The 12,594-nt window shown below is 48.8% G+C and carries 9 protein-coding genes; 6 read left to right on the top strand and 3 right to left on the bottom strand.

Translation table 11 applies throughout. From position 1 onward, the window contains the following. The first annotated feature begins 163 nt into the window (after positions 1-163). The 5 genes from EA408_05655 to EA408_05635 all read left to right on the top strand — a co-directional run bounded on the left by EA408_05655 (position 164) and on the right by EA408_05635 (position 6,591). The gene (locus tag EA408_05655) at positions 164-1,054 is read left to right on the top strand and encodes an HAD family hydrolase (protein ID TVR73046.1); all 891 of its coding nucleotides are present in this window, start codon (positions 164-166) and stop codon (positions 1,052-1,054) included. A 178-nt stretch (positions 1,055-1,232) separates the two neighbouring features. Further along, a complete protein-coding gene (locus tag EA408_05650; protein TVR73045.1) occupies positions 1,233-2,510 on the top strand; it encodes a DUF2088 domain-containing protein in 1,278 nt (425 codons plus the stop codon). 71 nt (positions 2,511-2,581) lie between these two features. Further along, positions 2,582-3,763: a 4-phosphoerythronate dehydrogenase gene (locus EA408_05645; GenBank protein TVR73058.1), complete on the top strand. Its 1,182-nt coding sequence runs from the start codon at positions 2,582-2,584 to the stop codon at positions 3,761-3,763. Between the two features lie 116 nt (positions 3,764-3,879). Beyond that, positions 3,880-5,334: a decarboxylating NADP(+)-dependent phosphogluconate dehydrogenase gene (gene gnd, locus EA408_05640; protein TVR73044.1), complete on the top strand. Its 1,455-nt coding sequence runs from the start codon at positions 3,880-3,882 to the stop codon at positions 5,332-5,334. A gap of 177 nt (positions 5,335-5,511) precedes the next feature. Beyond that, entirely contained in the window at positions 5,512-6,591 is a 1,080-nt protein-coding gene (locus EA408_05635; protein ID TVR73043.1) for a class II fructose-bisphosphate aldolase, read from the top strand. A gap of 116 nt (positions 6,592-6,707) precedes the next feature. On the opposite strand, the gene EA408_05630 is transcribed toward EA408_05635, so the two are convergent. Then, positions 6,708-8,591 carry a hypothetical protein gene (locus tag EA408_05630; GenBank protein TVR73042.1) on the bottom strand — a complete coding sequence of 628 codons (1,884 nt, stop codon included), beginning with the start codon at positions 8,589-8,591 and terminating at the stop codon, positions 6,708-6,710. A gap of 155 nt (positions 8,592-8,746) precedes the next feature. Here EA408_05630 and typA point away from each other — a divergent pair, with 155 nt between their 5' ends. Next, positions 8,747-10,549 (top strand): translational GTPase TypA, encoded by a 1,803-nt coding sequence (gene typA / locus EA408_05625; protein TVR73041.1) that lies wholly within the window; start codon positions 8,747-8,749, stop codon positions 10,547-10,549. Positions 10,550-10,833: 284 nt separating this feature from the next. On the opposite strand, the gene EA408_05620 is transcribed toward typA, so the two are convergent. Both EA408_05620 and EA408_05615 read right to left on the bottom strand, forming a co-directional pair. Beyond that, on the bottom strand, positions 10,834-12,093 hold the full coding sequence (locus EA408_05620; protein ID TVR73040.1) for a 6-bladed beta-propeller: 1,260 nt from the start codon (positions 12,091-12,093) through the stop codon (positions 10,834-10,836). A gap of 208 nt (positions 12,094-12,301) precedes the next feature. Beyond that, positions 12,302-12,594, bottom strand: a 293-nt coding sequence (locus EA408_05615) for a hypothetical protein (protein TVR73039.1), incomplete at its 5' end; no start/stop codon positions are given.

Raw genomic sequence — 12,594 nt, 5'->3', positions numbered from 1 at the left:
ATGGCCAGGCAGGTATTAATGTTTTCGCTTTCGCGGAAAAGAACGGCTTCGGGGAGCCAGTGGACGCAACATAGGCGATTGCACGGTGCAAGGCAGATGATCCCTGAAGCGGGTTGCAGATACGATAATAACTAAAATAAGGGTTAAACAAATAATCAGAATTATGTCACAATCAACAGATTTACAGGATCAGTTAAGAAATCTTACTCCCAAAAAGGAGTTCTTTATCGGTATAGACTCAGACGGATGCGTGTTCGACACTATGGAGATCAAGCAGAAGGAGTGTTTCTGTCCCAATTTCATCAAATTCTACAACCTGCAGCGGGTCTCGAAGTATGCGCGGGAAACCTGGGAATTTGTGAACCTGTACTCCAAGACAAGGGGCGTTAACAGGTTCAAGGCGCTGCTCGAGGCGGTCAGCCTGCTGGGTGAGAGGAAGGAGGTGAAGGCACGAAAGGCTGCAATGCCCGACATGAGCGCACTGGCTGAGTGGGTGGCAAAGGAGACCAAGCTGGGCAACCCGGCGCTCGAGAGCTACGCGGCCCGGGTTAACGATCCCCGCATAGACCTGGCCCTGGAGTGGTCAAAAAAGGTCAACCACGATATAGCCGGAATGGTATTCGGTATAGCCCCTTTCCCGCTGGTTGAGGAGTCGCTCGAAAAGCTCACTGCAAAAGCCGATTCGATAGTTGTTTCGCAAACGCCTGTCGAGGCGCTGACAAGGGAGTGGGAGGAGAACGGCATTGACAAGTATGTGCATATGATAGCGGGACAGGAGTACGGTACCAAGACCGAGCACCTGGCGCTTGCTGCAAAGGGCAAGTATCCCGAAAACAAGATCCTGATGATAGGCGATGCACCCGGCGATTACAAGGCGGCCGCCTCCAACGGGGTTCTGTTCTTCCCGGTGAATCCCGGACATGAGGAGGAGTCATGGGACAGGTTCTTCAACGAGGCGCTCGAAAGGTTCTTTAACGGCACCTACCAGGGCGATTATGAGAAGGCGCTGATAGAGGAGTTCGACTCCTACCTGCCTGAAAAACCGGCATGGTGACGATACTATGCATGATGCTGTCCGTTGCCGCCCCGGGAGCGAAAGCAGGGCAGGCCCAGGCCGGCTGTTAAAGTCCGAAATCCGGTATCCGGGATTCAGTATTCGGTAACCCGGCATGCGGGATCCGGGCCTGCGGGCATCATGCAGGAAGTGATACAACATTGAAAATGACAATATTATGCTCTATTTTGCAAGCGGTTCAGAAGATGATGTGCTGACCTCATCCGACCTGAGGGAGGGGCTGAATGAGGCTCTTGGCCGGCTTGGCAGCAGGAGGAAGGTGCTTGCACTGCCGCCCGACTATACCCGTTTCCACTCAAGGGCCGGCGAGCTGACGGCCATGGTCGGCGACTATTACGGCAGGACGCTGACCGATATCCTTCCCGCGCTGGGAACCCATTTCCCGATGACCGGCGAGGAGCTGGATAAGATGTACCCAGGCGTGCCGCATTCGCTCTTCAGGGTTCACCGGTGGCGCACCGATGTGGTTACGCTGGGCGAGGTGCCGGGCAGCTTCGTGAGCGAAGTGTCGGAGGGAAGGGTTGACTATCCCTGGCCGGCACAGGTCAACCGCCTGGTGGCTCACGGGGGGCATGACCTGGTATTGTCGATCGGACAGGTGGTGCCGCACGAGGTTACGGGTATGGCCAACTACAACAAGAACGTGCTTGTGGGCACCGGCGGGGCAGAAGGCATCAACAAGAGCCATTTCCTTGGAGCCGCCTATGGCATGGAGAGAATGATGGGCCGGGCCGATACGCCCGTGAGAAAGGTGCTTAACTACGCTTCTGAAAATTTTGCAGGCCATCTTCCCATTGTCTATGTGCTGACGGTGGTAGGACCGGGAAAAAAGGGGGGACTTGTAACGAGGGGGCTCTTCATAGGCGATGACCACGAGTGCTTCTACCGCGCGGCGGAGCTCTCGCTAAAGGTAAACTTCACCATGGTCGGCAAACCTTTGCAGAAGGTGGTGGTATACCTTGACCCTGACGAGTTCAAAAGCACCTGGCTGGGCAACAAGAGCATATACCGCACCCGCATGGCCATTGCCGACGGCGGCGAGCTGACAGTGCTGGCGCCGGGGCTCAGGCAGTTCGGCGAAGACGGGGAGATAGACCGGCTCATAAGGCGTTACGGCTACCTTACAACCCCTGAGATACTAAAGCTGGTTGATGATAAAAAGGAGCTGAGGGGCAACCTGAGCGCCGCTGCACACCTTATTCACGGGTCGCATGAGAACAGGTTCACAATAACATACTGTCCGGGACACCTGGGCCGGCAGGAGATCGAATCGGTAAATTACCGGTACGGCAACCTTGAAGAGATGATGAGAAAGTATGATCCCGGGCGGCTTAAAGAGGGGTACAATACCCTGCCTGACGGCGAAGAGCTGTACTATATTTCCAACCCGGCACTCGGACTATGGGCATCGGCCGGCAGGTTTAAGGATGAGTAGCAATTGATGAACGGGTCTTCCCCGGGGAGACGTTGTAAAGATAACATGTGCAAGTCAATGATCTGGTTATGATAAAAATAGTGGCCGACAACAAGATACCCTTCCTTAAGGGGGTGCTTGAAAAATATGCCAGGGTCGTTTATTTCCCCGGAAGGGAAATATCACGACAACACCTGGCCGATGCTGATGCGCTGATTGTGCGGACCCGCACCAGGTGCAACGAACGGCTCCTGGAAGGCACTCCCGTAAAGTATATTGCCACGGCCACCATCGGGCACGACCATATTGACGGGGACTACTGCAGAGCCAGGGGCATATCGTGGAGCAACGCGCCGGGCTGCAACTCTGGGTCGGTAATGCAATACCTCGCTTCGGCGCTGGCATATATTTCGGAAAAGAGTGGCAGGGGGTTCGGCGACTTTACCATCGGTGTAGTCGGGGTGGGCCATGTTGGCAGGAAGGTTGAAAGGCTTGCCCGTACGCTGGGAATGAATGTATTGCTTAATGATCCGCCAAGGGCAAGGGAAGAAGGGGGTGCCGGTTTTGAACCGCTCGACAGGCTTATCAGGGCCTCCGATATTGTTACGATGCATGTGCCGCTTAACCGTGAAGGGATCGACAAAACATTCCATATGGCTGACGGACCCTTTTTTGAGAAGATGAAGCGGGGAGGCTGGTTTATAAACACTTCGAGGGGGGAGGTAATGAATACGCTGGCGCTCACCGGCGCAATGGAAAGCGGCAGGCTGGCGGGAACGGTTATCGATGTATGGGAAAATGAACCCTGGATTGACCGCGATCTTCTTTCACTGACGGATATTGCAACACCGCATATAGCGGGATATTCGCTCGACGGCAAGGCCAATGGCACCGCTCAGAGCGTGAGGGCGGTGAGTGAATTTTTCGGGCTGGGTATCGTGGACTGGTACCCGGAGGTGCCGGAACCCGCCGATCCGGTGGTTCGCATTGCCCTTGGCACCGGGGATGCCATGGGAGCCGGAGTTTTAATTGGTGCCGGGGCGAACGGGGGTGGCGCGGTAATATCAGACATTGATAAGCTGACCGGCAGGCTTTTTTTGCATACTTATGATATAGTGGCGGACAGCAACAGGCTGAAGGAGGCGCCTGACGATTTTGAGCGGTTCAGGGACGATTACCCGCCACGCAGGGAGTTCGGGGCCTACACCGTGCAGGTGTCCGGCGGTGATGGCGGCATCGGGAAAACGCTGCGGGAACTGGGGTTCAGGTTGTGACCCTCTCCCCGTTTTCCCGGGGGCGATCCCGGGGAGGGTATCCTCATCAGCCTCCGGCAGTTACAATAACAGAACAGATGTCAGACAAACGGAAATATTAACCTAAACATTACAATATGAAGGAAAAAGCAGATATCGGACTGGTGGGACTCGCCGTCATGGGCGAGAACCTCGTTTTGAACATGGAAAGCAAAGGTTTTACTGTGGCGGTCTACAACAGGACAACCGACAAGGTCGACCGCTTTGTCGAAGGCCGGGGGAAGGACAAGAACATTATCGGCACACGCAGTCTCCAGGAGCTGGTTGACTCGCTTGAGAAACCGCGCAAGATCATGCTGATGGTAAAGGCAGGCAAGCCGGTCGACGATTTTATCGGGCAGATAATACCCTACCTTGATAAGGGCGATGTGCTTATTGACGGGGGCAACTCCCATTTTCCCGATACCAACCGGCGTACCGCCTACCTTGAGAACAAGGGGTTTCTCTACATCGGCACCGGTGTGTCGGGCGGTGAGGAGGGAGCGCTTAAGGGCCCCTCAATAATGCCGGGCGGCTCCAGGGCGGCATGGCCGCTTGTGAAGGATATCTTCCAGTCCATCGCTGCCAGGGTGGCAGATGGAACGCCCTGCTGTGACTGGGTGGGCGAGGATGGCGCGGGTCACTTTGTGAAGATGGTGCACAACGGCATCGAGTACGGCGACATGCAGCTTATCTGCGAGGCCTACCATATCATGAAGGAGGTGCTGGGCATGAGCGCCGGCGAGATGCACGAAGTGTTCAAGGCCTGGAATGAAGGGGAGCTGGACAGCTACCTGATAGAGATCACCCGTGATATCCTGGCATATAAGGATGAGGATGGCGAGCCAATGGTAGACAAGATACTCGATACGGCGGGACAGAAGGGGACCGGGAAGTGGACCGGCATCACGGCGCTTGAGCTGGGAGTGCCGCTTACACTTATAGGCGAGTCGGTCTTCTCGAGGTGCCTCTCGGCCCAGAAGAACGAGAGGATCGGGGCTTCAAAGATCCTCAAGGGGCCGGAGCCCGTTTTTACGGGCGACCGTGTGGAGTTTGTGGAGGACCTGAGGCAGGCGCTCTACGCCTCGAAGATGGTTTCGTACGCTCAGGGCTACGTGCTGATGCGCGAAGCTGCACAGGAATATGGCTGGGATCTCAACTACGGGGGAATCGCCATGATGTGGAGGGGAGGCTGTATTATCCGTTCGGTATTCCTTGGCAAGATCAAGGAGGCATTCGATAATGATCCTCATCTGAAGAACCTGCTGCTAGACCCGTTCTTCAAAGAGACTGTCCATCGTGCACAGGACAGCTGGCGAAAGGTGGTTGCCACGGCAGTCAGCAATGGAATACCTGTGCCCGCACTCAGCTCTGCCCTTTGCTATTACGACGGATACAGGTGCGAAAGGCTGCCTGCCAACCTTCTGCAGGCGCAGCGCGACTACTTCGGTGCGCATACCTATGAGAGGATTGACAAGCCGGGGGGTGAGTTTTTCCATACCAACTGGACCGGCAGGGGAGGCACAACAGCATCGTCAACCTATAATGTCTGATAACAGGAGGCCTGGCCCGGGTAATGCCGGGCGGTGCAAATATACTGGCAGGCAATCAGCAGATTATGATTAATCAGGGCAATAAACCTCTACCCGGTACGGCCATTTGCGTAAAATGTTATAAATTTACGCCGGTTTAGTGGAGACGTTTTTTATAATAACTTCAATATTAATGTTATGTCTGAAAAAATCTTAAACAGGGTGAAACCCGGTGTCGTAACCGGCGATGATGTAAAAACGGTTTTCAGCATTGCGAAGGCAGGGAATTATGCTTTGCCCGCTGTAAACGTTGTAAGTACCAACTCGGTGAATGCCGTTCTTGAGGCGGCAAAGGAGGTCAACTCTCCTGTCATTATCCAGTTCTCCAACGGAGGAGCCTCATTTTTTGCAGGCAAGGGGATTTCGAATGAGGAAGAGCAGGCTGCCATAGCCGGAGCCATATCGGGTGCAAAGCACATACACCATATGTCAGAGCTTTACGGTGTTCCCGTAATCCTTCATACCGACCATGCAGCAAGAAAACTTCTGCCGTGGATCGACGGACTGCTCGATTATGGAGAGAGGCACTTCCAGAGGTACGGAAAACCACTTTACAGTTCACACATGCTTGACCTTTCGGAGGAACCTCTTGAAGAGAACATCGAAACATGCAAGCAGTACCTCGAGCGCATGACCAAAATGGGCATGACCCTCGAGATAGAGCTTGGTGTGACGGGCGGCGAAGAAGACGGTGTTGACAATACCGGTATCGACAGTTCCCTGCTTTACACACAACCCGAGGAGGTTGAGTATGCTTATGCCGAGCTCATCAAGGTAAGTCGCAATTTCACCGTTGCCGCATCGTTCGGAAATGTACACGGTGTTTACAAGCCGGGTAACGTGAAGCTTACTCCCAAGATCCTGCTGAACTCGCAGAAGCATATCCAGGAGAAGCACGGAACAGGCCCCAATCCGGTCGACTTCGTGTTCCACGGAGGGTCCGGCTCGAGCCAGGAAGAGATCAGGGAGGCGATAGGCTACGGTGTTATCAAGATGAACATCGACACCGATACCCAGTGGGCATTCTGGGATGGCATTCGCGGGTACGAGGCCAAAAACCGCGATTACCTGCAGGGCCAGATCGGCAACCCCGAGGGAGAAGACAAGCCGAACAAGAAGAAGTACGATCCGCGTGTCTGGCTGCGTGAAGGAGAGAAGGCCATGGTCGAAAGGCTGAAGGTTGCCTTCGACGACCTGAACTGTGTAAACAAGCTGTAGATCTGCATCAGGCTGCTCATGCAGTCGTTGCCATGCGAACAGTCTGCGTTGCCGAAACAGGAACATATGCGGCTGGGAGTTATAAAGCCGGGGCATTTGCTGCCCCGGCTGATAGATCAAAACTGGTTTACCAGGGCGTCAATGTTAGTTATGTTGCTTATGTAAAGGGGGAATATCCCGATATTGAGGTTATTATTAACTTTAAGTACTCTTTTCTTTCCGAAAGAATCCGTTACGGTGCATTCACCCAGGTTCAGTGGCAGCACTGTATCATCTTCAAGACTCCAAACGGCTAATAACTTTTCGCCGTCTCTTTCCCAAAGATATCCCCAAATCTTTTCATTATCCTTGAATATTAACCGGGGTACCTTAACCGTCTCAACACCATTAAGCTGCCTGACCAGGGTCGAATAGGAGAACCAGGAAGGGCGGATCGAATTGTCATTACGAAGGAACCCTGCACCTGCATGCTGGGTGCCATGGGACCCTCTTTCCCTGTATATGAATACTTTGTCTATTCCTGCTGCAAATGCGATCATAGCTACCCTGGGCAGTTTGGCTGCCTGGTATCGCTCATCCAGGCCAATCGGGCCGTCAACATCATAGCCTGTTTCAGTCAGCCATATCGGATGATTACCCGGTTTGACCCTGTCCCACCAGGAAACAAGCTCCCTTAGATGGTCTTCATAGGTTTTGTCACCCGGGTCAGGGTCTGCCCCGCGCTCAACATTGTAATCGACTGTTGAAATCTCAGGATCAGCTTTCCCGCTGTAAAAATGTACGTTCAGTATATCGGCAAAATCCACAGGTGTCTTACCGTCGCTATAACGGTATGTCTCCATTTGCCCGATATTGTCTTCAAGATGTATGCCTGCCCAGCCGCAGCTGGTCACAAGAATGCCCGGATCGGCCTTTTTGGCAGCCTCGGCTCCTATCCTGAATATCTCGAAAAAATCCTCTATGGTGCCTACCCAGGGCCCCCAGGCCTCGGCATTCAGGTTTGGCTCATTCCACAGTTCAATCACACGGAGCAGGTCCATACCGCTAACCTTATCATTTGTCAGCAGTTTATCTGCCGGGTGCTGTTTTGACCCGTACCTGGCAACAATCTGGAAAATAGCTGTTCCGTAATCTTTAAAATCTTCCGGCGGGAAACCCAGCGAGTTATTATGGCCTGGAGGAGCTGTCGTGGCCCAGTCGGGAGTCTGAAACACATACGGGAGATAATTCAGATTATACTCCTCCGTATACTCTTTTATGATCCTGTCCTGATCAACGTACCACGGCGGGACACTGCCGTCAAAGAAGAACTTATCCTTTTCAGGCGATATAAATGCCCACTTCAGGTTTTCAAAACGTACCCAGCCAAGGCCCATTTTATTATGGTACTCCGCCAGATCCGGTGTGCTTGCGTTTACACCAAAGCGGGAGTCTGAGGTAACATTTTCCAGCTTCGCAGGCATGATGAAGTGGTTTTTGTAGAGCAACTGTGTGATCTCCGGTGATGAAACCCTGAAAGCGGCAAAATAAGCACCTGTCGATAATTTAAGGCTCTCAACAGGCGAAAGGATCACAGTACTACCAGGATCGACGGTCACCGATATTATCCCTTCAGCTAGTTCATATCCTACAAGAGGTATACCCAATGTGCCTTCATCATCAGGCCCTGAAACGGGCAGGGGCGGTTTTTCATTAAACAGAAAGCTGTCCTCCTGTATAGAAAATTTAACATCAAATGAGACTGCCAGATCACTACTATTCGTAATTGTAATTTCTGTTTTAAAGAGGGTGTTGTTTTCTCCCCAGTCATTATCACATAATTCTATTACAACCGGGGGAGCAGTGCCGGTTTTATTTGTTGTATGTTCATTGCAGATAGCGCTTCCTGTAAATAAAATGATTAAAGAGAGGATGAATATCTTTGGCATTGCATTCAGAGTTGTTTGTTCGTAAATTGGTATAATACCTCTACCCTCTAAGTTTGAAATAACAAATACCATTTGATACTTCAGGGGTTACATTAGATTATGCCATTACAGCATAAAGATGATTAAAAGCCATATTATTTCAAAACAGGAAGAGTTAAAACCTGTTTAGTGCCAAAATAAAAAGTACCTTTGCGATCATTTTTTAAAATTAAGGTTACGGATATAAAATGCAGGATATAAGAAATATAGCAATTATTGCCCATGTTGATCACGGCAAAACTACACTGGTCGACAGAATTCTTCACCAGGTAAAGCTTTTCAGGGAGAACCAGGATATGGGAGACCTGATACTTGACTCGAACGATCTGGAAAGGGAAAGAGGGATAACAATTCTTTCAAAAAATGTATCGGTCAGGTATAAAGGCAGCAAGATCAACATTATCGATACACCCGGCCACTCAGATTTCGGCGGAGAGGTTGAGAGAGTGCTAAATATGGCTGATGCCGTACTGCTGCTGGTCGATGCCTTTGAGGGCCCGATGCCCCAGACCCGCTTTGTATTGCAAAAGGCGCTGGAGCTGAACCTTAAACCGATCGTGGTGATCAACAAGGTTGACAAGCCAAATTGCCACCCCGATGATGTTCTTGAGGCTGTTTATGAGCTGATGTTCAGTCTTGATGCTACAGAGGAGCAGCTTGAGTTTCCCGCTGTTTTCGGTTCATCAAAAGAGGGGTGGATGTCGGGCGACTGGCGGGTGCCGGGCAACGATATAATTTTCCTGCTTGACACAATTCTCGATTATGTCAAACCACCTGAATACCGGCCCGGGAAACTCCAGATGCAGGTCAGTTCCATCGATTATTCATCATACCTTGGACGAATAGGGGTGGGAAGGATCAGCCAGGGTAAAATCAGGGCGGGAATGCAGGTCTCTGTTGTAAAAGCTGACGGGTCAATCACTAAATCTGTTGTAAAGGAGCTTTATCTTTTTGAAGGATTATCCAAGGAGAAGGTAAAACATGAAGTCGGGTCAGGTGAGATTTGTGCAGTTCTTGGTGTGGAAAATATTGACATTGGAGATACAATATCAGATTTCGACGAACCTGAAGGATTGCCGGTAATCAATATCGACAAGCCTACCATGAGCATGATCTTCACGATCAACAATTCACCTTTCTACGGCAAGGAGGGGATATATGTAACATCAAGGCACCTGCGGGAGAGACTGTACCTGGAGACGGAAAAGAACCTTGCAATGAAGGTTGAGGAGACCGGTTCACCGGAGAAACTGACAGTATACGGAAGGGGCATACTGCATCTCTCCATCCTGATTGAGACAATGCGCAGGGAGGGTTATGAATTTCAGCTTGGGCAACCCAAAGTAATTCTCAGGGAGATCGATGGAATTACACACGAACCTGTGGAGGCGCTGACCGTGCTGGTTCCGGAAGAGCATCAGGGGAAGGTGATCGAGATAGTAACCCGGCGAAGGGGAGATATTGTAAATATAATACCTAAGAATGACCGTGTTGTGCTGGAGTTTGATATACCTGCGCGGGGACTGATAGGGTTGACCAATGCTGTGCTTACACTGACCGAAGGTGAGGCTGTCATGGCCCACCGGTTTAAAGCCTATGAGCCATGGAAAGGAGAGATCAGCGGCCGCCGTAACGGGGCGCTTATTTCAATGGAAACCGGCACGGCCATAGCATACTCAATTGATAAGCTGCAGGACAGGGGCAGGTTCTTTGTCGATCCCGGTGAGCCGATCTATACCGGACAGGTAATTGGCGAAAATACCAGGCAGGATGACCTGGTGATTAATGTGACAAAAACCAAAAAGCTTACCAATATAAGGGCTTCCGGATCAGATGATAAAGCATCGATCACACCTGCCACTAAATTCTCTCTTGAGGAGGCGATGGAGTACATCCGCGAAGATGAATATGTTGAGGTAACCCCAAAGTCCATCCGGCTCAGGAAGATATTTCTCGATGAGAACGAAAGGAAGCGCATGAGCAAAAACTGAAGATCCGGCACAGTTTAGAATACAGGGATAAATGCAGAAGATATATCATTAAGTACCTGACCAGGATAATACTCATCATATTACAATACCAATGAAACCCTCATGGTACTTCGTAACACAAAATAGCATGAATGTCACATCTGGATTACATCTATAAATGAAAAGTCAATTGCATGTGAGATCGACCGAAGGTCAATAAAGCATGATTGCGCCGTGCAAGTTCGTGAGGTGAGGATTTAAAGGCAAACTAAATTATAACTAAAATTTAAATTCTAAAGAGCTATTTAAAAATTTTTAAGTGTAAAAAAAACAAGAACCGGATTATCATCTTCATTTATTTCATCGGAAAACTTTCTGATATTATCAGGAATTTCTGCTAATAAATCCGGATTTTCTCTCCAGCTGTCCATAGACCTGACGATTTGATGTGCTTCAATATATCCTGCAAAGGTGTCACCATAAATATGTGTTATGCGAGTTGGAAGGCCAAGTGCATAGTTCATTGAATTACTGTAATATTTACTGCAAATGAGTGTACCGGATTCCTTTGAATAAAAAAGGGGATAATTCTGAGCTTTATATCTTAATTCCGTGTAAAGAATTTTATCAGTTTCGAAAACGGGGCTATCAATATGCATATAGTCACTTTCCCTGGATGAGTATTTCTTAACAAATTCATTTATTGATAAATTTTTGATGGCGTCTTCTGGCATTTTACGTTTACCAACATCAATATAATATTTCTTTTGCATTCCATCGATGTTGACAGAATAAATAAAATAATCAAAGGATGGATTATAGATTAGCTTATCTTTAAATTTGGTTACGGTTGCCCTGGAATTAGCAAATTTTTTTGATTCAGCATCATAGTAATCTGCTTTGCCGGTAATTACCCAGTCGGATTCTGTGAAAATCAATTTATAATCACTTATTTCCTTTCGATGAAAATTGTCACGGGCAGCAATATCACAGATAAATTTATCTTTTCCGTAGGAAGTACAGCGGTTTATTCTCAGGCCTAATCTTTCATCCTTTATAAAGTTGCCATTGAGATCATAGTACATGATTTTACTTGTTCGGTCATCATGAACAAGGACCATTTCATTAATAATCTGAAAAGAATGGGGAGTTGTATATTCGCCAGGACCTCTTCCGTTGCTTCCAATTTGTTTAATGAACTTGCCATTGGAGTCAAATTTTAATACTCTTTTTCCGAACTTATCCAATATAAACAGAAAATCCTGGAAAAGTATAACCTCCTCAACATATTCAATTAAACTTAAGTTGTTGGTTTCCAGTGGCACATACCAGATGCTGTCTAGCAAATGATCCAGCACAAACCCTTCCGAGTGCTCGAAGAGTTCCGGTATTTGTATTGTAATAATATCCTCGTTTTCCAACATCGGTATGTCTTTAAGAGTTGAAGATATTAAGTTCTTTTCTGTCTGGAATTTTTCATCCATATAATTTGTGCGGGATTTACATCCACCGAAAATAATTCCTAAAAGAATCATCCCAAAACCAATAATTCCTATTTTTTTCATTATTCTATTATTAAATATATCATTCGTGCCTACGATTTGAATTGATTATAATAGCCTGCAAATATGCATGCTGGCAATGAATCAGGGAAAATGTTTATTTCAGTTGTAAAAGTATACCACCATTTCATTTAAAGGGATACTATTTTAAGGATTTCATCTATTGATTTTCAATAGATGAAATCCTGTTAAAATCTTTCTGACTTACTTGTTAACCAACACAATCAGACATGCAAAACCACCAACCATCAATACAGTTTTTTACCTTGCCTTCATATGTCACTGTTTCAGTTGATGTAATGTAGCTTCCAGTAATCGGACAATAAACTGTAACAGTTGTTGTCAATTGATAAGTACACGGAGTTTGAGTATACTCAGCTTTCCATAAAAGCCCACCACCACCGCTTTCCCCATCCGCCTGCGCCATAACAGAAATATCCGCCAGTGACAAATCCATGTTTTGATCGTTTTGTGCCATATGCACGTTAATAATTGAACCTGCTG

Source organism: Marinilabiliales bacterium, from assembly GCA_007695015.1.
In the GTDB taxonomy this organism is placed as follows: Bacteria; Bacteroidota; Bacteroidia; order Bacteroidales; family PUMT01; genus PXAP01.
This window is presented reverse-complemented; position numbering and strand designations above follow the sequence as displayed.